Below are 18,354 nucleotides of genomic sequence, written 5' to 3'. Positions count from 1 at the left end.
CTCTCGGCATGGGGAATCTCAGCGGACTTTTTGTCCCCTAGGAATCCCCCCGTCAACCCCGCGCGGAACGCAATGCGAACATTTTCTGCATTAGGATGATTCCCTGTGTCATCTCCCTCACGGGAGGAGGCGGCAGGGGTCACGCGAGGGGGTCATGATCGTGACGGCTGCCCGGGCGCGGGTTGCCGCGACATGGAGGTTGAACCTCGCTGATCGTTCTTCGTTGGCACCGCCCGGCCGAAGGTACCGCTGGAACGGCCCCTCGAACACGATCACCTCGTCAAACTCCTTCCCCTTCGCCTTGTGGATCGTCATCACCGTCACCCCGCGATGCGGACGGGCCGTGGCGGCAAACTGATCTTCCACGACCGCCGCGCGCAACAGGTCACGCGCATGGCGGTAAGCTCCGTGCTCGCGCCACGCTTCCGCCAGTCGACCCTCGATCTGAGCTCCGCGACGAAGTAGCCGCATGTGCCGCGCCTCCTTTGCGATCGCCTGTAGCTCCGCTCGTTGGCTGGCTGCGAACAACGCGCGGATCGCGCGCCAGTCCGTTACGGGATCGCCAGTCAATACCAGCGCCTCGACAGCTACGAGGAGTTGCTGAAGATCCGCGCCAATGCCTCGGGCGCCATAGCCAGCGTCACCACGCTCACGAACGGCCCGTGCGGTCTTGCGCAGTCTGCTGGCCTTGGCAATCGCGCCGGCAGAGGCCGCTTCGCTCCGCCCCACCTCGAACGCAGCAAGGGCTTCTAGGGCAAGCGGCCCGAGCTCGATTGCCGGGCCTCGCGGTTCGAGCAACAACGCGATCATTGCGCCTGCCAGCATTGGCCCCTCGGCCGCGACGAGCAGTTCGACCGGATAGCTCGGCAGGCCATGTTCGGCCTTCGCCATATATTCGAAGATGCTGGTCGCGAGCACGTTCGCGGGAACGAGGACGGCCAGTGACCAATCTCCGCCCCGGCGCAGCCGATTGGCCGTCCGGAGGATGGACTCTTTCAGCGGTCGCAGGCTTTGCCCACCGTATTGGGAAATGGTGACGCCGGCATAAGGCTGTGGCCGGAAAACGCCCGTCAGCATCGCATCGGCAAAAAGAGTGATGTCTGTCCCTGCGCTGCGGCGGTTCTCGCCCTGAAAATCGAACTCGCTTGGTCGGAATGCGGCGATGAACTCATCGAACCGGCGCGGGTCTGCGCCCTTAAAATCGTAAATGCGTTGCTTCGGATCGCCGAGCGCCATCAGCCGGCTCTGGCGGCCGAGAGCGGTGATCATCCGCCATTCGTCGGCGTTCGTGTCTTGGAATTCATCGACGATGATGAAAGGGTAAGCATCACCGTAGGCCCGCGCCAGCAACGTCACCGCCTCAAGGAGCTCGGCGACGAGGCTGGGGAACAGGTCAAAGGCGATCAACCCTTCCTCATTAAAAAGCCGCCGCTGTTCGGTGATGCGCGCTGCGCCGGTCAGGCCGGCGAGTCGATCACGCGCCTGCGCCGGCAGCAGCAGCGAGACGTTCGGCCTGGCGCACAGCAGATAGGCGTGGCTCTTGAGTATCGACCAGGCGAAGCCGTGATAGGTGTTGATCTCGATGCGGGCCATCAGCTCACGCGGGATCGTCGCCGTCGCCTGCTCTGCAACGCGCGCGATCGTCGCCCGCGCGAAACTCAGGAACAGCGCCTTGCCGCCCGCGCCGAGCCGGCCAGCCTCCAGATCCCCGCATGCCTTCGCCAGCGCGATCGTTGTCTTCCCCGACCCGGCGCCGCCTCGCACCAGAATGTTGCCTTCCGTCGCCAGCAAGCGTCGGCGCTGATCGCAAAGGACGAGAGCCAAGGGCTTAGCCGCCCGGCACCGGCGGAATGGGGGCCTGCGGTATTGGCGGCAGCGGGACAGGTGGCGGCGGCGGCGCTTCCACCATCGCCCGTAACTGACCGAGAATCTGCGTCATGGTCCGCGGGAAATGGCCAATCTGACATTGGCTGAAGAAGAGCGTCAGATAGTCATCGCCCTTCTTGTGCTTGAAAAGCGCAAGGAACGGTGCGGAATAGACCGCTTCCGGCGACCCATCCGGGGGCACTTGGCCCGCGAGAGCGGCCGGCCATTCGCCCTCATGGACAAGCCACTGGACGAACCAGCGCTGCATGGCGGGCGCGACTTCATCGCGCAGCAGATGCTCGAACCCGGCATAGGGCTGCTCGAATGCACGATCGCACGCCAGCTGGATCGCGGCGGCCGCGCCGGGATTCTGACGATCGAAGATCGTGGCGACGGTCTTGCCTAGCCCGCGAAAGAATGCGGCGAACGAAGCGACCGCGGTCTCCCCGCCGGCATCGAACGGCACCCAGCCAAGGGAATCGAGGCGTTTGTGCTGCCCCGGCTGCAATTCCGCCGCGCGCCGCGAGACGGCGCTGTAGGAGACGAACTCCGTTTTGCCTTCCACGACGAGAACGCGTCGGGCGAGAAGCGCCTCGCAGAAGCGGGTTCGAAACCCGTCGCGGAAGATCTTCAGCCGCAGGTTTTGTGGCAGGACCACGGCCGTCGCGGTCAGGAGTGCCGTCTGGTCGCGCCGCATCACCGTCATCTGTTCGGGCTGGAATTGCTCGATCACATAGGGCGAGTGGGAGGTGAACAGAGCCTGCGACGCCAGTCCCCGGACCTTGTCGACCACCCGTTGCTGAACGTGCGGCGGCAAGGAGATTTCCGGCTCCTCCATCGCGAAGATGACCCGGCCGTTCCGGCGCTCGGCGATTAGCCCGAGCATCGCAAGGACGAGCGCGTTGATTGTGCCCGAGCCTTGATGTTGGAATGGGGCCGCGTAACCGGGCACGCCCGTCGCTAGGAACGATTTCAGCACCCGGCGCAGATCCTCGCGGGTCAGATCCGATACCCGCAGATGCGGCGCGTCGGCCCATTCACCGGGCACGATCTCGCGCATGGCCTCCTGAATGGCCGTGAGGATGCGACCAAATTCCGGATCGTTCGCACCGACGACGTCAAGGCCGCGCAGATTATCGAGCAGGCTCTCCCACATGCGCGTCCGGACCTCATAGGTCTTGAGGATCACGTCGAGCAGCGAGCCGCGCTCCATGGAGAGCGCGCGGCTCCCCGTGCGCAAAGCGCGAAGATGCAGGAAACCGAATTCGCGCTTGTCGCTCGATCGGCATTCGCTGGTCGGGGTGCCATCCTCGGCATGGGGCACTGCAAACCATGTCTTCGCGGTGAACTCGTCCCCGTCCGGATCATAGGCGCCTTCGAAACGGATGCGGACCGCGGGTTCTACGCCGGCTTGCTCCGCTTGGGCCGCTCCGCCGGGTCCGAGCAGGGAGCGGTTGGCGGTGTTCCAGAATTCCAGATTGGCCCGGAAACGATCGCAATGCTGTTGGTCGAGCCCGGCCACGATCACTTCCACGACAATCTTAGGCGCTGGCTGATCCGGTTGGGCAATATACCGCCCACCGTGGAAATCGTGCTCATCTATCGCCTGAGTGCGCGACAGTCGATCCGCGCCAATTGCCAGTTCGATTGCTTCGAACACGGTCGACTTGCCGGTATTGTTGTCACCGAGGAGGACCGTCGTTCCTTCGAAGTGGAGGTCTGCTAGCCGTATCCCACGGAAATTCTCTATGTGAACCCGAACAACGCGCACGCAGTCTTTCCCCTATTTTTTAACGCCTCAACGCAGCCTCATGTCATCGGCGAAGCCCAGTTTCGAGCAATTCACGTGGCCAAATATCACTTATCAGGTCTTTTTTTGGTGACTTTCCTGAGAAGCTGGTAGGTCATAGAGAAGGCCACAAGCTGGAGTAACACCAAGAAAAAAGGACAGCCAGCCACCTTCGGCGTCACACTTTATGCGCGTCCAAGGTTACGCACCTAGCCCCGCTGGTCTCAGGCCGGCAGTAACGATCGCATGGCATTGACAGACCCCGGCGGTACGATGGTCGCGGCGATACGCAGCGTCTATTTCCGCTCAATCTCACCTGAAAGCTGCCCTCCGCTTTTCGGGCTCGGCCCAGCCAGCGGCACGAAGTAAACGTATGGCCGGCTTTAGGAAGCCGGTTTTGACCTCTCAACGGCCGCTTAGTTCGCGCAAGCTGCCGACATCAGCTGGGGCTGTTGGTGACCGCTGCATCGGCGATCGAGACGAGCGTTGGCCTCATCCAAGCCGGCGCTTGAAGGGCGGTTGAGGCCAACGTCTTCTTGTCGTTGGCCGACAGCTGGCGCGCCGCGACCTGCACGACATCAGCCGCCCGAATGGGGCCAACATGGCGAAGCGCCTGAACCACCGTCCCGGCGGGGCTGCCCGGGGCGATCAGATGCTTGGGCGAGGCGTGGCGAAGATCTACGACGCGCTTTCCCAGCACGACACGACGCGACGGACCATCGGTCAGATAAGTGCTTTGTGCCGGGACTTGCGCCGACAGGCCGAGCGCGTTTGCTGCCCGCGCGCCGGCGATCTGAACTTTGGAGCCGGTCTCCCTAGCAAGCGCATGTGCGACATCGTCCGGCGCAGGCGACAGTGGCCCGAGCTTCGGATGCAGCTTTGGAAAGTCGTAGAGCCCGCGCGCAAGCCGACGGAGCTGTCCGCCCTTTACCAACCGCGAAAGGGCCTGATCGACCGAGGAGCGAGGGGCGACAGAGAGGAAGTCGCTGGGCGTGAAGACACTGCCGCGTCCGCTGGCGCGAACGCGTTTCATAACCCGATCCGGAACGGAGGCGCTTACCCTCTTCATATGTCAGAAAATAGGGCATGTTTTTCTGACTTGCAGGTAGCGGCGTGCCTAGGTTGGGAGCGCCGCTAACTTGTCTGCTATGCAGCGGCGCGTTGTTGCTCGCTTGCCGCCTCAGCGGCATCCGGCGCCGAGGCTTGTTGAAGGAAGCGAGCGAGCGCGGCGCGGCGAGAGTCGCGGTCCACGGCGTAGGCCGTTTGCTTGAACTCGATGCCGTCGAGCAAGCCCTGGATGTAACCGGCGATCGTGTCGGCGGCCATGATAAGCGCTGTATCGAGCGTGTGTATGTAGTTGCTGGTGACTGAGCCCTTTGAGTGGCCAACGAGAGCAGCGATCGTCACCTCTGTGAAGCCGAGATCGTTTGCGATGCTGGCAAAGCTGTGCCGGAGGACATGGGGCGTGATGTCGGCCAGCGGCGTATCTCTGAATATCTGCTCCCAATGGTTCGGAAGGCTTCCGAACGCGTTGTCGTCTCCGTGTCCGGGAAACACGTACGTGCCTGTGCGAGCTTTCCGACTTGCTTCGAGATACTCGACAACAGGGAGTCCGATGGGGCGGATGGAGCTTCCTTCCTTACTGTCGACCAGACGCAAGCAACTCGCGCTCGTGTCCGCCTCCGCCCAGGCGAGCGTCACCATCTCAGTCCGCCGGCATCCTGTGAGCGCGAGCTGGCGTATGATCTCAACTGATAGCTCGTATTTCTCTGTCTTGGCCGCCTTATCCAATATCTCGCCGAGCAGCCGATACTCTGCCTCGGTCAGACGCCGCGCCCGGACGTTGTCCTTCGGCCGCCTGACACCATGCGCCGGATTCAGATCGATAATGCCAGCCTCGACCGCGTAGGTCAGTATTCCGCCAAAGAGCCCGATGGTGCGCGTCGCCGTGCCCGCTCCACCACGCACGATAGCACGGCCGCGAAGCTTCTTCGTCTTGACGCTGCAACGAGTCTTGCCGGCCATGATGTCCTTCAGGGCCTTCGTGATATCCGCCTTCACCAAATCCTTGACCCTACGCGTACCAAGCAAGGGAATGATGTGACGCTCGATGCGGCCCGTGTCGGAGAGGATGGTGCTGGCTTTCTTGGGGCGGCCTCCCTTGCCGAGGATGAGGCCGGCTTTCAGATCGGCAACGTAGAGGTCACACAGCTCCTTGACGGTGATCGCCTTGCTGTCGAGCTGCTTCTCCTCTGCCAGATCTTCGCCCTGCGCGATCCGTCCCAGCTGCACCTTCGCCTCCTGGCGCGCGCGCTCAGGCGTCCAGACGCCGTGCAATCCGATTGTGAAGCGGCGCGACCGCTTGCCGAGCCGATACTGGATCACGTAGCTGCGCTTGCCGGACGCGAACACGCGGAGGCCGAAGCCGGGCAGTTCGTCGTCCCATATGACGTAATCTTTTGCGCGACTTTCGGCGGCGTCGACGACGCGTTTTGTGAGCTTAGACATGGGCTTCCTCCGACCCTACAGCTTCCTCTCGCGTAAGCACCACGTAAGCACTTGGGCGAAAACTGTGGCGGACAGAAGAGTAAGTTCGGCGGAGAAAGAATGCAAATTCTTTAGTGTTTACAGTATGATAGTCGGACATCGGCGGCTCCTTGCGCTTTTTGGCGGAGCTAGCGATATTCCCTCCGAAGGCAGAGGCCAGGGGTTCGAATCCCTTCGGGTGCGCCATCTTCTGCATTTCTCGCCTTCTTTTCCAAAGGGTTCGCAGAACGACTCCGGCGAAGGGGTGGGCGGGTCACGAAAGGCGGCCGCCACGCCGGTTGCCCGGACGAAGCTGGCCGGACGGCACACGCCGAAGCGCACCGTCGCCATCTCGCGAATGAAGATTTTGCCCTTGCTAGCGGCCGTCTCCGCATTGGGTTCACGAGAATGTCGAAATGTCGGACCCGTCGTCGTAGACCATGCCGTGCTTGTTGGCGGCCGACTTCATGACTGGAGACGAACCGGCGCTCGCCGTGCGACACGACATCAATGCAAGCGGGAGCCCTGCCGCATCCTTCGCCGCCCGCCGCCGCCTCGACGCCCTTGGAGGAAAGAGGAAGCTCTGTGGATCCGACACGTTGTTGATGTCGGCCTTCGCGCGCCGGTCCCGCCGCCGTTCACCGCCGCCGGGCCGATCTCCAGCGCGATTGCGGGAGAGCATCTGCTTAAGGATGCTATCCGCCGCCGGGTTCGCCTGCATGACGGTCGGGTTGGTCAGCGCTCACGTGAACTTCGAACACATTGGCAATCCTAGGCCCGCGCGCCCTCCACGACTCCGACCGAATTGCGGCGGAGGGCTCTCAGCACCGCGTCCACGATGCCGGCGGCGTCGAGGCCGGCGTCCGCGTACTGCTTCTCCGGCTTGTCCTGGTCCTGGAAGCGGTCGGGCAGGCGGAGGGTGCGGAGCTTGAGGCCGGCGTCGATCAGGCCTTCGTCCGAGGCAAGCGTCAGGACATGCGCGCCGAAACCGCCGACAGCCCCCTCCTCCACCGTCACCGCGACCTCGTGGCTGGTAAGCAGCGAGCGGATCAAAGCCTCGTCGAGGGGCTTAGCGAAACGCATGTCGGCGACAGTGGTGGACAGGCCCATGGCGTCGAGCTGGTCGGCGGCCTTGAGCGCCTCCTCCAGCCGGGTGCCGAGCGAGAGGAGTGCCACCTGTCGTCCCTGGCGAACGATCCGGCCCTTGCCGATCTCCAGCCGCTGCGGCTCGGCCGGGATGGTGACGCCGGTGCCGTTGCCGCGCGGGTAGCGGACGGCGCTGGGGCCGTCGTCGTACAGCGCCATGGTGTGGACCATGTGGGTCAGCTCCGCCTCATCGGCGGCGGCCATCACCACGAAGTTTGGCAGCGTGCAGAGATACGGCAGGTCGAAGCTGCCGGCATGGGTCGATCCGTCCGCGCCGACGAGGCCTGCGCGGTCCATCGCGAAGCGGACGGGCAGGTTCTGGATCGCCACATCATGCACGACCTGATCATAGGCGCGCTGCAGGAAGGTGGAGTAGATCGCGCAGAACGGGCGCTGGCCCTGGGCGGCGAGACCGGCGGCAAACGTGACGGCGTGCTGCTCGGCGATGCCGACGTCGAAGGTTCGGTCGGGATAGGCCGCCTCGAACTTGTCGAGACCGGTGCCGGAGGGCATAGCGGCGGTGATCGCGCAGATCGCGGGATCGCGCGCGGCCTCCGCCATCAAGGCTTTCGCGAAGACATTCGTGTAGCTCGGCGGGCCGGCGGGAGCCTTTTGCTGCTCGCCGGATATGACGTCGAATTTCTGGACGCCGTGATACTTGTCGGCCGCCGCCTCGGCGGGGGCGTAGCCCTTGCCCTTCTTGGTGACGACGTGGACGAGGACCGGACCCTGCGCGTTGTCGCGGACATTTTCCAGGATCGGGATCATGCGGTCGATGTCGTGGCCGTCGATCGGGCCGACATAGTAGAAACCGAGCTCCTCGAAGAGGGTGCCGCCCATTGCCATGCCACGCGCAAACTCGTCGGTCTTCTTGGCGGCGTTGGCGAGCGGGCGCGGCAGGCGCTTGGCGAGGCGCTTGGCGAGATCGCGCAGGCCGAGGAACTCGCGGCTGGAGACGATGCGGGAGAGATAGGCGGAGAGGCCTCCGACAGGCGGGGCGATCGACATGTCGTTGTCGTTGAGGACGACGACGAGGCGGTTGCCCGCCGCCTCCGCATTGTTCATCGCCTCATAGGCCATGCCGGCGGACATCGCACCGTCGCCGATCACCGCGATCGCCTTGCCGGGCTTGTCCGCCAGCTTGTTGGCGACGGCAAAGCCGAGGGCGGCGGAGATCGAGGTGGACGAGTGCGCCGCGCCGAAGGGGTCGTATTCGCTCTCGCTCCGCTTGGTGAAGCCGCTGAGTCCGCCGCCCTGGCGTAGGGTGCGGATGCGATCGCGACGACCGGTCAGGATCTTGTGCGGATAGGCCTGATGCCCGACATCCCAGATCAGCGTGTCGCGCGGCGTTTCGAAGACATAGTGAAGTGCGACGGTCAGTTCGACCACGCCGAGGCCCGCGCCGAGATGGCCGCCGGTCACCGAGACGGCGGAGATCGTCTCCTGCCGCAATTCGTCGGCGATCTGGCGCATCTGAGCCGCATCGAGGCGGCGCAGGTCCTCCGGCGTGGTGACGGTGTCGAGGAGCGGGGTGGTCGGTGAATCGGCCATGATCGGATCAGCTTTAGGCCGGGTGGGGAGCGGTGTCGAACCCTTGCGCTTCGATACAGGCCGCGGCCGTTCGCCCTGAGCTTGTCGAAGGGCCGGTGCGGACCGTCTCGCTGGCGCTTCGACAGGCTCACCGCGAACGGAGTCGGGACTGCGTGAAACCTTAGTGGACCGCGCAGTTGGCGCAGCGACCCTTGACCTCGATCACCGGGCGGACCGGCTGGAATCCGGCGCGCTTCGCGGCTTCGCGCACGCCGAGCGCCACGCTGTCGTCATCGACATGCGTCGTCTGCCCGCAGGCGTCGCAGACCAGGAAGATGCAGTCGTGGACGCAGCCGGGATGGCTGTTCGCGACGTAGGCGTTGGCGCTTTCAACGCGAAGCGCGAGGTTGGCGGCCACGAAGATGTCGAGGATTCGGTAGATGGTGTTGGCGGCGACGCGGCGACCCTCCGCCTTCGACACCGCCTCCGCCACGTCATAGGCCGACGCCGGCTTGCCAAACGTGGCGAGTGCCGCGAACACGCTGGCGCGCATCGCCGTCCACTGCTCGCCGGCGGCCTCCAGCGTCGCCTGCGCGGCGGCGTTCAGGTCGGCACCCTGGCGGTGGTGATCGGCGTGTTTCATGGACCCAAGTTAAGGTGGAGAGAGGGTGCGGGCAACCTCGTCCTCATGGTAGTCTGGCGGCGCCAACCATCACGAGGTCTCTCATGTCTTCTTCCCCCTGGGGCGTGCCCAAGGTCCAGCGTTCGCACCACCGCAGCGCAGGCGTGTCCGACGACATCGATTACGAGATCAAGGGCGAGGAGCTGCAGTTCGTCGAGATCGAACTCGATCCCGGCGAGAGCGCCGTGGCCGAGGCGGGCGCGATGGTGTGGAAGGACGCGTCGATCGAAATGACGACCGTGTTCGGATCGGGCGCGAACAGCGAGAGCGGGTTCATGGACAAGCTGCTCTCTGCGGGCAAGCGGCTGGTGACGGGGGAGAGTCTGTTCACCACCGTGTTCACGCATCACGGGTCGGGCAAGGCGCGTGTCTCGTTCGCAGCACCGACGCCGGGCGCGATCCTGCCGATCAAGCTGGACGATTACGGCGGCACTTTGATCTGCCAGAAGGACAGCTTCCTCGCCGCCGCGCGCGGCGTGCAGATCGGCATCCATTTCCAGCAGCGGATCATGACCGGCCTGTTCGGCGGCGAGGGTTTCATGATGCAGCGGCTGGACGGCGATGGCTGGGTCTTCGTGCAGATGGGCGGCGCGGTGATCGAGCGCGAGCTTGCGGCGGGCGAGGAGTTGCATGTCGATACCGGCTGCGTCGCGGCGCTCACGCCGGGTATCGACTTCGACCTTGTCCGTGCGGGTGGCGTCAGGAGCATGATCTTCGGCGGCGAGGGCGTGTTCTTCGCGCGGCTGACCGGGCCGGGGAAGGTGTGGATACAGTCGCTGCCCTTCTCAAGGCTGGCCGGGCGGATGCTGGCGGCGGCGATGCCGGCCGGTGGCCAGAACCGGGGCGAGGGATCGGTGCTCGGGCCTTTGGGGGATATCATCGGCGGAAACAGGTAGCAGCTGCGGCGAGGTACGCGCGCGACCAGCAGCCGTTCGTCCTGGGCGAAGTCGAAGGACGGGTTAGAAGAGCCGCCGCTTGTCACCCGTGCTTCGACTACGCTCAGCACGAACGGAGTTTTGTAGCGCCGGTGCCGCGTTGCGTGGAGTTCGGGCGAAGCGCATAGGCCCACGCCATGCCCCATAGCGCCCTGCCCCGCCCCCGCCCCATCGCCCGCTGGCTGCTGATCGTCGCGGTGATGGTGTTCCTGATGGTCATCGTCGGCGGGATCACCCGGCTGACCGAGAGCGGGCTGTCGATGGTCCGATGGGAGCCGATCTCCGGCACCATACCGCCGCTGAACGACGCGCAATGGCAGGCGGAGTTCGCGGCGTACCAGGCAACGCCCGAGTACCGGAAGGTCAACAACGGCATGACCTTAGCGGCGTTCAAGGGGATCTTCTTCTGGGAGTATCTGCATCGCCTGCTCGGCCGCCTGATCGGGCTGGTGTTCGCGCTCCCGCTCCTGTGGTTCTGGTGGCGCGGGGCAATCCCGAAAGGCTACGGGCCTCGCCTTGTCGCCCTCCTCGCGCTCGGCGGACTGCAGGGTGCGATCGGGTGGTGGATGGTCGCCTCCGGGCTGATCGACCGGCCGGATGTCAGCCATCTGCGCCTTGCCACCCATCTGTCGGCGGCCTTGTTCATCTTCGCCGGGCTGATCTGGACGGCGCTGGACCTGCTCGTGCTGGCCCGCAATCCGTCGGCGCGCCCGGCGCGGCTGGGTGGTTTGCCGCTGGCGGCGATCGTGCTGCTGGCGGTGCAGATCATCCTTGGCGCGTTGACGGCCGGCCTCGACGCGGGGTTCGCCTTCGCGGAATGGCCGACGATGGGCGGCGGGCTGTTCCCGGCGGGCGGATGGCATCAGGGCTGGTCGTGGTTCCAGAACCTGATCGACAACCCGATCGTCGTGCAGTTCGTCCACCGCTGGTTCGCCTGGATCGTGGCGTTGGCGGTTGTGATGGTGGCGATCCGCGCCGAGAGGACCCGCGCGACCGGGTTCGGTCACGCCGCGCTGACCCTGGTGGTGGTGCAGATCGGCCTCGGCATCGCCACGCTGCTGACCGGGGTCGATATCCTCATCGCCGTCACGCATCAGGCGGTCGCCTGCCTGTTGCTGGCGACATTGGCAGCGACCGCGCACCGGCTGGGGCGGCGCTGAGCCGCCCCCTGCGCGCTTACTGCGCGATCGGCGGCGGCGGGGCGTCGGGATCGAGTTCCGGCACCTCGACGATGCCGTGACCGACATGGCTGCGCCGACGGCTGTAGAGGAAGTAGATCACGAGGCCGACCGCCGCCCAGCACGGAAGAACCGCGATGGCGAGCCCCGGCAGCGACAGGTACAGGGTGACACAACCGATGATCGCGAGCGGCGCGACCAACCATACCGCCGGAGTGCGGAACGGGCGGTGGCGGCCGGGATCGGTGCGGCGCAGGACCATCACCGAGATCGCGACCATCATGAACGCGAACAAGGTGCCGGAGTTGGAATAGTCGGCGAGCTTGCCGACCGGCAGGAAGGCCGAGGCGCAGGCAACCGCGACGCCGGTGACCGCCGTCACCACATGCGGGGTGCGCCACTTCGGATGCACCGCCGCCAACCGCTCCGGCAAGAGGCCGTCACGCGCCATCGTGAAGAAGATGCGAGTCTGGCCGAACATCATCAGCAGGATGACCGAGGGCAGAGCGAGGGTGGCGGCGAGGCCGAGGAGGTTGCCGATGGCGGGGTGGCCGATGATGCGCAGCACATGGGCGAGCGCCTCACGCGAGCAGGGCAGCGGCTCCAGCGCGCCGCCCGAGACGATCGCGGCGCAGCGGGCCGCCAGTTCCTTCGAGCCCGGATCCAGCGCCACGCCGGCCGCATCGGTCACCGGCTGTCCGCCGAGCGGCGAACCGATCGCGCCGGCGGCGACGACGATGTAGAACAGGGTGCAGATGACCAGCGACGCGATCAGCCCAATCGGGACGTTGCGCTGCGGATCCTTGGTCTCCTCGGCGGCGGTGGAGACGAAGTCGAAACCGACATAGGCGAAGAAGATGGAGGCCGCCGCGCCGAAGGTGCCGACCGCGCCCAGCGGCATGAAGGGCTCAAAATTGTCGGCGTTCATCACCGGGATCGCCAGTACGACGAACACGGTGAGTGCTGTGATCTTGATGGCGACCAGGACGGCGTTCACCCGCGCGCTCTCGCTGGTGCCGATCATCAGCAGCCAGGTGGTGAGCAGCGAGATGATCACGGCGGGGATGTTGATGATCCCGCCCGCGAAGGGCCCGGACACGAAGGCGGCGGGTAATTCTATCCCCAGCCACCCCTTCAGCTGCCCGACGACATACCCCGACCAGCCGACCGAAACAGCGCTCGCCCCCACCGCATATTCGAGGATCAGCGCCCAGCCGACCATCCAGGCGAGCAGCTCGCCCACCACCGCATAGGTATAGGTGTAAGCGGAGCCCGCGACGGGCACCATCGAGGCGAGCTCGGAATAGCAGAGCGCCGCTACGGCGCAGACGAACGCGGCGATAATGAACGAGATCACCATCGATGGCCCCGCCTTCTGCGTCGCCTCCGAGGTCAGCACGAAGATACCGGTGCCGATGACGCCGCCGATGCCGAGCATGGTCAGCTGGAAGGCGCCGAGCGAGCGGTGCAGCGATTTCTTCTGCGCGGTCGCCAGAATTGCGTCGAGCGGCTTCACCCGGGAAAAGATCATAGGCTTACATGTCCCCTTTGGCGGGCGTCGCGCGGTTGTCCGCTGCGGATAACCCGTCGTCGAAAGGCGGAAGCCTAGCGGCGAATCCGCCGGGCGCAATAGCTTGGCGTCGGGCGGGCCCGCCCGTATGCTGCCCTGGTTCGAGGAGCCGGGCGATGCGGATCACGAGACGAGAGGGGCTGACGGGGGCGGCGGCACTGGCCGCGCTGGCGTTCGTAGGGCGTGTCGCGCCAGCACTCGCCGCCGATGACAACCTCTCCTTTGTCGATCCGGAACTGCGAGATGCGGCGCGGCAGATCCGGAGGGACATGGCCGTTCGTCCGCCGCTTTCGCGCGCCACCTTGGCCGGAGATCGCCGCGACTGGGCGGCGAGCGCGCCGAAGCCGCTTGCAGACGTGCCGTGGGAGGCGCGGAGGGTGCCGGGGTCGACCGGTGCGCCCGAGGTGACGGTCTACCTGATCAACGCCAGGCCGGGCGCGAACCGCCCCGCAATCCTGCACACGCATGGCGGCGGCTATGTCAGCGGGTCGGCCAGGCAGGAGATCAACTTCTGCCAGCAGATCGCGCGCGACGTGGAGTGCACCATCGTCTCGGTGGAATACCGCCTCGCGCCGGAGACCGACTGGCGCGGATCGGTGGAGGACAATTACGCCGCTCTGCTCTGGGTGTACCACAACGCCGCTGCGATCGGTGTCGATCCGAAGCGGATCGCGGTGATGGGTGAAAGCGCGGGCGGTGGCCATGCCGCGCTCCTCGCGCTCGCCGCGCGGGATCGGGGCGAGGTGCCGCTGGTCCTGCAACTGCTGATCTATCCGATGCTCGATGACCGCACCGCCTCTTCGCGAGGCGTGCCGCCGGATGTCGGCACGCTCGTGTGGAATGGTGCCGCGAACCGCTTCGGCTGGTCCTCCTTCCTGGGCATGCCGCCCGGCGGCACGGATGTGCCTGCGGCTGCGGTGCCGGCCCGGCGCGAGGACCTTGCCGGCCTGCCGCCGACCTATGTCGCGGTGGGTGGGATCGACCTCTTCGTGCAGGAGGACATCGCCTTTGCCGAGCGGCTGACCGCGGCCGGCGTGCCGGTCGAATTGCACGCCATTCCCGGCGCATTCCATGGCTTCGAGGCGATCGCGCCGGAGGCTGGCATATCGCAGCGGTTCAAGGCGGCACGGCTGGCGGCACTCCGCGGCGAATTCGGCTGAAGGGGAAGCGGTGATGAAGTATACGGGTACACTGGCGACTGTCGCGATGCTGGCGGCCTCTCCCGTTCCCGCTTTCGCCCAGGATGCGCAGGCGACGTACAAGGCGGCGGGGGCGCGCGCCTCCAAGCCGGTGGCGACGATCGCCTATGGGAACGATGCGGCCGTGGACTTCATCGCCGCGAACGCGCTGATCGGCGGCTAAGCCTTTCGTCATGCTGAACTTGATTCAGCATCCATTCGCAGCAGCGTTCCAGCGTCGGACGTAGCGCGAATGGATCCTGACCTTCGTCAGGATGACGGAACCTAGGCGATCATGCGCCCCAATGGCTCGCCTCCGAAGATGTGGACGTGGAGGTGCGGCACCTCCTGCCCGCCGTGCGGGCCGATATTGGCGAGGAGGCGGTAGCCGGGTTCCACCAGACCCGCCTCCCGCGCGACATGGCCGACGCCGCGGATGAAGCCGGCGATCTCGGCGTCGCTCGCCTTGGTCGAGAAGTCATCCCAGGAGACGTAGGGACCTTTGGGAATGACGAGAATGTGGAGAGTCGCCTGCGGGTTGATGTCGTGAAAGGCGAGGACATGGTCGTCCTCGTAGACCTTCTTCGACGGGATCTCCCCGCGCAGGATCCTCGCGAAGATGTTGGTGTCGTCGTAGGGTTGGGCGGCGTCGATGGGCATGGGTTCCTCCATCCTCTTCGTCATGCTGGTGGCTGGCTCAACTGTGGGAAGTGCGCCCGGCCTTTTCGGCGATGCCCGAGATCCCTTCGCGCCGGTTCAGTTCCGCCATGACGTCGGACAAGGGCACGCCTGCCTCTGCGAGCAGGACGGTGAGGTGGAAGAGGAGGTCGGCGCTTTCCATCACCAGTTCCTTGCGGTCGCCCTTCATGGCGGCGATCACGGTCTCGACCGCCTCCTCGCCCAGCTTCTGCGCCATCTTGGCGCGGCCCTTTTGGAAGAGGGTGGCGACGTAGGATTGCGCCGGGTCCGCCTTGCGGCGGCGGGCGATCGTGGCCTCCAGGGTAGCGAGCGTGTCGTTCATGGCCGCGATCCTCGCACAGGCAGCCCCGCCCCGGCCAGTGCCGCGCGCGCCTCCGCCACCGAATGCTGGCCGAAGTGGAAGATCGAGGCGGCGAGAACGGCGGAGGCATGGCCTTCGACCACGCCTTCGACGAGATGGTCGAGATTGCCGACACCGCCGCTCGCGATCACCGGCACGCTCACAGCGTCGGCGATGGCGCGGGTGAGCGCGAGGTCGTAGCCGTCGCGCGTGCCGTCGCGGTCCATCGATGTGACGAGGAGTTCGCCCGCACCCCGGCTGGCGAGCTCGCGGGCATGGCTGACGGCGTCGATGCCGGTCGGCTTACGGCCGCCATGGGTGAACACCTCCCAGCGCCCCTCCCCCACCCGGCGAGCGTCGATCGCGCCGGTGACGCACTGGCTGCCGAAGCGTTCGGCGATGTCGGCGACGACTGCCGGCCGGGCGACGGCGGCGGAGTTGACCGCGACCTTGTCCGCCCCGGCGAGAAGGAGCGCTCGTGCGTCCTCGGCGGAGCGTACGCCGCCGCCGACGGTGAGCGGCATGAAGCAGACCCTGGCCGTGCGGGCGACGACATCGAGGATCGTGCCGCGCTCCTCATGGCTGGCGGTGATGTCGAGGAAGCAGAGTTCGTCGGCCGCTTGCGCGTCGTAGACCTTCGCCTGTTCGACCGGATCACCCGCGTCGGCGAGGTCGAGGAAGTTGACGCCCTTCACCACGCGCCCGCCTGCCACGTCGAGGCAGGGGATGATGCGGGTGCGGACGGTCATTCAAGTATTCTCCCCCGCCTGGGAGAGGTGGCAGCCGCAGGCTGACGGAGGGGGCGGACGGTGTGCAAAGTTGTTGGGGCTTGCCCTTGCCGCCCCCTCCACCGCCTCTGGCGGTCCCCCTCCCCCTTGCGGGGGAGGATGAGAATGGCTTCGATTCTCACGCCGCCAGCCTCAGCGCCTCGCCGAGGTCGAGCCGGCCATCGTAGAGGGCGCGGCCGGTGATGACGCCTTCGATGCCCGCCCCGGACGCGGCGACCAGCGCCTCGATATCGCGGATGTCGGCGACGCCGCCGCTGGCGATCACCGGGATGTCCGTCTCGCGGGCGAGCGCCACCGTCGCCTCGACATTGCAGCCCTTGAGCAGGCCGTCGCGGCCCACGTCGGTGAAAAGGAGCGCGGCGACGCCGGCATCGGCGAAGCGCTTCGCCATGTCCGCCACCGAGACGGTCGAGATATCCGCCCAACCGCGTGTCGCGACCATGCCGTCGCGCGCGTCCACGGCAACGATGATGCGGCCGGGCAGCGCGCCCGCCGCCTCGCGGACGAGATCGGGGTCCTCCAGCGCGGCGGTGCCGATCACCACGCGGTCGACGCCGAGGGTGATCCAGCGATCGATGCTCGCGCGGGTGCGGATGCCGCCGCCGACCTGAACCTTGCCGGGGAAGGTCCTTACGATCGCCTCGACCGCCGCGCCGTTGACCGACCCTCCCGCGAACGCCCCGTCGAGATCGACGACGTGGAGGTGGGTCGCCCCTGCGCGGGTGAACGCCGTCGCCTGCGCCGCCGGATCGTCGCCGTAGATCGTGGCTCGATCCATGTCGCCCTCGGCCAAGCGGACGACCTTGCCGCCCTTGAGGTCGATCGCGGGGTAGATGTGGAAGGGCATCAGGGTTTCCAGGCGAGGAAGCGGGCGAGAAAGGCGAGACCATAGGCCTGGCTCTTTTCCGGGTGGAACTGCACGCCGATCATGTTGTCGCGCGCGACGGCGGCGGTGACGGGGCCGCCATGGTCCGTGGTGGCGGCGACATGGGCGGGATCGTCGGCATCGAATGCGTAGGAGTGGAGGAAATAGGCCTCTCCTCCAACGAGCAGGCCGGTATCGCCGCCGGCCAAACGGACGTCGTTCCAGCCCATATGCGGGACCTTGAGCGCGCCGCCCGGCTCGAGCCGCCGCACGGTGCCGCCGATCCAGCCGAGGCCGGAATGGCGGCCATGTTCCTCGCCGGCGGTCGCCATAAGTTGCATGCCGACGCAGATGCCGAGGAAGGGGCGGCCGCCCTTCACCACGCTTTCATTCAGCGCCTCGACCATGCCGGGTAGTGCCGCCAACGCCGCGTGGCAGGCAGCGAATGCTCCGACGCCGGGCAGGACGATGCGATCGGCGTTGCGGACAGCGGCAGGGTCGGCGGTCACCGTGACGCCCTCGGCTCCCGCAGCGATCAGCGCGTTCTCGACCGAGCGAAGGTTCCCAGCGCCGTAATCGATCAGCGCGATCCGATCAGGCACCGCCCAAGCTCCCCTTGGTGGAGGGGACCTGGTCCGCCTTGCGCGGGTCGATCTCGACGGCCGTGCGCAAAGCGCGGGCGAGCGCCTTGAACGCGCTCTCCACGATATGGTGGTTGTTGCGACCGTAGAGCGTTTCGACATGGAGCGTCAGCCCGGCCGCCCCGGCGAACGAGTGGAACCAGTGCTCGATCAGCTCGGTATCCCATTCGCCGAGCTTCTCCTGCGTGAAGCCACTGTTCCAGACGAGATAGGGCCGACCGGAGATATCGATCGCGACGCGGGTCAGCGTCTCGTCCATCGGGGCATAGGCATGGCCGTAGCGGGTGATCCCCTTGCGATCGCCGAGCGCCTTGGTCAGCGCCTCGCCGATCGCGATGCCGCTGTCCTCGGTGGTGTGGTGCTGGTCGACATGGAGGTCGCCCTTAATAGCGACGGTAAGGTCGATCAGCGAGTGGCGCGATAGCTGTTCGAGCATATGGTCGAGGAAGCCAATGCCCGTCGAAACGGTGTAGACGCCAGTCCCGTCGAGGTTCAGCTCGACCTGGATATCCGTCTCGTTCGTCTTGCGGTGAACCGACCCCGTGCGCATGGCCGCCGCTATAGCGCCCGATCCGTGCGGTGCAACGCGCTTGACCCGCCCGCCCCACCCGTCCACCTAGC

The 18,354-nt window shown here is 66.1% G+C and carries 18 protein-coding genes; 4 read left to right on the top strand and 14 right to left on the bottom strand.

Annotation, left to right across the window (positions count from 1 at the left end; translation table 11 throughout):
• Positions 1–117: 117 nt before the first annotated feature.
• The 7 genes from ACM608_RS06040 to ACM608_RS06010 all read right to left on the bottom strand — a co-directional run bounded on the left by ACM608_RS06040 (position 118) and on the right by ACM608_RS06010 (position 9,500).
• Positions 118–1,791: a UvrD-helicase domain-containing protein gene (locus ACM608_RS06040; protein ID WP_419682355.1), complete on the bottom strand. Its 1,674-nt coding sequence runs from the start codon at positions 1,789–1,791 to the stop codon at positions 118–120.
• 37 nt (positions 1,792–1,828) lie between these two features.
• Positions 1,829–3,637 (bottom strand): ATP-dependent nuclease, encoded by a 1,809-nt coding sequence (locus ACM608_RS06035; RefSeq protein ID WP_419682354.1) that lies wholly within the window; start codon positions 3,635–3,637, stop codon positions 1,829–1,831.
• A 457-nt stretch (positions 3,638–4,094) separates the two neighbouring features.
• Positions 4,095–4,688 carry a DUF6088 family protein gene (locus ACM608_RS06030; protein WP_419682353.1) on the bottom strand — a complete coding sequence of 198 codons (594 nt, stop codon included), beginning with the start codon at positions 4,686–4,688 and terminating at the stop codon, positions 4,095–4,097.
• Positions 4,689–4,801: 113 nt separating this feature from the next.
• Positions 4,802–6,163: a tyrosine-type recombinase/integrase gene (locus ACM608_RS06025; RefSeq protein ID WP_419682352.1), complete on the bottom strand. Its 1,362-nt coding sequence runs from the start codon at positions 6,161–6,163 to the stop codon at positions 4,802–4,804.
• A 418-nt stretch (positions 6,164–6,581) separates the two neighbouring features.
• The gene (locus ACM608_RS06020; RefSeq protein ID WP_419682351.1) at positions 6,582–6,902 is read right to left on the bottom strand and encodes a hypothetical protein; all 321 of its coding nucleotides are present in this window, start codon (positions 6,900–6,902) and stop codon (positions 6,582–6,584) included.
• A 50-nt stretch (positions 6,903–6,952) separates the two neighbouring features.
• Positions 6,953–8,878 (bottom strand): 1-deoxy-D-xylulose-5-phosphate synthase, encoded by a 1,926-nt coding sequence (gene dxs, locus ACM608_RS06015; protein WP_419682350.1) that lies wholly within the window; start codon positions 8,876–8,878, stop codon positions 6,953–6,955.
• Positions 8,879–9,038: 160 nt separating this feature from the next.
• A complete protein-coding gene (locus tag ACM608_RS06010) occupies positions 9,039–9,500 on the bottom strand; it encodes a Fur family transcriptional regulator (RefSeq protein ID WP_419682349.1) in 462 nt (153 codons plus the stop codon).
• Between the two features lie 83 nt (positions 9,501–9,583).
• Between ACM608_RS06010 and ACM608_RS06005 the strand changes: the two genes are divergently transcribed.
• Both ACM608_RS06005 and ACM608_RS06000 read left to right on the top strand, forming a co-directional pair.
• The gene (locus tag ACM608_RS06005; RefSeq protein ID WP_419682348.1) at positions 9,584–10,435 is read left to right on the top strand and encodes a TIGR00266 family protein; all 852 of its coding nucleotides are present in this window, start codon (positions 9,584–9,586) and stop codon (positions 10,433–10,435) included.
• A 176-nt stretch (positions 10,436–10,611) separates the two neighbouring features.
• Positions 10,612–11,634, top strand: a complete 1,023-nt coding sequence (locus tag ACM608_RS06000) for a COX15/CtaA family protein (protein WP_419682347.1) — start codon at positions 10,612–10,614, stop codon at positions 11,632–11,634.
• Positions 11,635–11,650: 16 nt separating this feature from the next.
• Here ACM608_RS06000 and ACM608_RS05995 read toward each other — a convergent pair whose 3' ends face one another.
• Positions 11,651–13,183 carry an amino acid permease gene (locus ACM608_RS05995; protein ID WP_419682346.1) on the bottom strand — a complete coding sequence of 511 codons (1,533 nt, stop codon included), beginning with the start codon at positions 13,181–13,183 and terminating at the stop codon, positions 11,651–11,653.
• 155 nt (positions 13,184–13,338) lie between these two features.
• On the opposite strand from ACM608_RS05995, the gene ACM608_RS05990 reads away from it, so the two are divergent.
• Positions 13,339–14,382: an alpha/beta hydrolase gene (locus tag ACM608_RS05990; RefSeq protein WP_419682345.1), complete on the top strand. Its 1,044-nt coding sequence runs from the start codon at positions 13,339–13,341 to the stop codon at positions 14,380–14,382.
• Positions 14,383–14,395: 13 nt separating this feature from the next.
• Positions 14,396–14,584 carry a hypothetical protein gene (locus tag ACM608_RS05985; RefSeq protein ID WP_419682344.1) on the top strand — a complete coding sequence of 63 codons (189 nt, stop codon included), beginning with the start codon at positions 14,396–14,398 and terminating at the stop codon, positions 14,582–14,584.
• A gap of 101 nt (positions 14,585–14,685) precedes the next feature.
• Here the strand turns inward: ACM608_RS05985 and ACM608_RS05980 are convergent, their stop codons facing one another.
• The 6 genes from ACM608_RS05980 to hisB form a co-directional block, all read right to left on the bottom strand.
• Positions 14,686–15,060: a histidine triad nucleotide-binding protein gene (locus ACM608_RS05980; protein WP_419682343.1), complete on the bottom strand. Its 375-nt coding sequence runs from the start codon at positions 15,058–15,060 to the stop codon at positions 14,686–14,688.
• A gap of 37 nt (positions 15,061–15,097) precedes the next feature.
• Positions 15,098–15,421 (bottom strand): phosphoribosyl-ATP diphosphatase, encoded by a 324-nt coding sequence (locus ACM608_RS05975; protein ID WP_419682342.1) that lies wholly within the window; start codon positions 15,419–15,421, stop codon positions 15,098–15,100.
• Complete coding sequence (gene hisF / locus ACM608_RS05970; protein WP_419682341.1) at positions 15,418–16,188, bottom strand: imidazole glycerol phosphate synthase subunit HisF; 771 nt, start codon at positions 16,186–16,188, stop codon at positions 15,418–15,420. Before hisF ends, ACM608_RS05975 begins: the two co-directional genes overlap by 4 nt.
• A 157-nt stretch (positions 16,189–16,345) precedes the next feature.
• Complete coding sequence (gene hisA, locus ACM608_RS05965) at positions 16,346–17,074, bottom strand: 1-(5-phosphoribosyl)-5-[(5-phosphoribosylamino)methylideneamino]imidazole-4-carboxamide isomerase (RefSeq protein ID WP_419682339.1); 729 nt, start codon at positions 17,072–17,074, stop codon at positions 16,346–16,348.
• On the bottom strand, positions 17,074–17,694 hold the full coding sequence (gene hisH, locus ACM608_RS05960; RefSeq protein WP_419682338.1) for an imidazole glycerol phosphate synthase subunit HisH: 621 nt from the start codon (positions 17,692–17,694) through the stop codon (positions 17,074–17,076). Before hisH ends, hisA begins: the two co-directional genes overlap by 1 nt.
• A complete protein-coding gene (hisB, locus tag ACM608_RS05955) occupies positions 17,687–18,283 on the bottom strand; it encodes an imidazoleglycerol-phosphate dehydratase HisB (RefSeq protein ID WP_419682337.1) in 597 nt (198 codons plus the stop codon). Before hisB ends, hisH begins: the two co-directional genes overlap by 8 nt.
• Positions 18,284–18,354: the final 71 nt, after the last annotated feature.

This window comes from Sphingomonas sp. ID0503 (assembly GCF_048565625.1).
In the GTDB taxonomy this organism is placed as follows: domain Bacteria; phylum Pseudomonadota; class Alphaproteobacteria; order Sphingomonadales; family Sphingomonadaceae; genus JBLZUR01.
This window is presented reverse-complemented; position numbering and strand designations above follow the sequence as displayed.

Bases quoted from the DNA above. Each gene is read 5' to 3' on its own strand.
- ACM608_RS06030 (WP_419682353.1), bottom strand. From the start codon at position 4,688: ATGAAACGCGTTCGCGCCAGCGGACGCGGCAGTGTCTTCACGCCCAGC.
- ACM608_RS06025 (WP_419682352.1), bottom strand. From the start codon at position 6,163: ATGTCTAAGCTCACAAAACGCGTCGTCGACGCCGCCGAAAGTCGCGCA.
- ACM608_RS06020 (WP_419682351.1), bottom strand. From the start codon at position 6,902: ATGCAGGCGAACCCGGCGGCGGATAGCATCCTTAAGCAGATGCTCTCC.
- dxs (WP_419682350.1), bottom strand. From the start codon at position 8,878: ATGGCCGATTCACCGACCACCCCGCTCCTCGACACCGTCACCACGCCG.
- ACM608_RS06010 (WP_419682349.1), bottom strand. From the start codon at position 9,500: ATGAAACACGCCGATCACCACCGCCAGGGTGCCGACCTGAACGCCGCC.
- ACM608_RS06005 (WP_419682348.1), top strand. From the start codon at position 9,584: ATGTCTTCTTCCCCCTGGGGCGTGCCCAAGGTCCAGCGTTCGCACCAC.
- ACM608_RS06000 (WP_419682347.1), top strand. From the start codon at position 10,612: ATGCCCCATAGCGCCCTGCCCCGCCCCCGCCCCATCGCCCGCTGGCTG.
- ACM608_RS05995 (WP_419682346.1), bottom strand. From the start codon at position 13,183: ATGATCTTTTCCCGGGTGAAGCCGCTCGACGCAATTCTGGCGACCGCG.
- ACM608_RS05990 (WP_419682345.1), top strand. From the start codon at position 13,339: ATGCGGATCACGAGACGAGAGGGGCTGACGGGGGCGGCGGCACTGGCC.
- ACM608_RS05985 (WP_419682344.1), top strand. From the start codon at position 14,396: ATGAAGTATACGGGTACACTGGCGACTGTCGCGATGCTGGCGGCCTCT.
- ACM608_RS05980 (WP_419682343.1), bottom strand. From the start codon at position 15,060: ATGCCCATCGACGCCGCCCAACCCTACGACGACACCAACATCTTCGCG.
- ACM608_RS05975 (WP_419682342.1), bottom strand. From the start codon at position 15,421: ATGAACGACACGCTCGCTACCCTGGAGGCCACGATCGCCCGCCGCCGC.
- hisF (WP_419682341.1), bottom strand. From the start codon at position 16,188: ATGACCGTCCGCACCCGCATCATCCCCTGCCTCGACGTGGCAGGCGGG.
- hisA (WP_419682339.1), bottom strand. From the start codon at position 17,074: ATGCCCTTCCACATCTACCCCGCGATCGACCTCAAGGGCGGCAAGGTC.
- hisB (WP_419682337.1), bottom strand. From the start codon at position 18,283: ATGCGCACGGGGTCGGTTCACCGCAAGACGAACGAGACGGATATCCAG.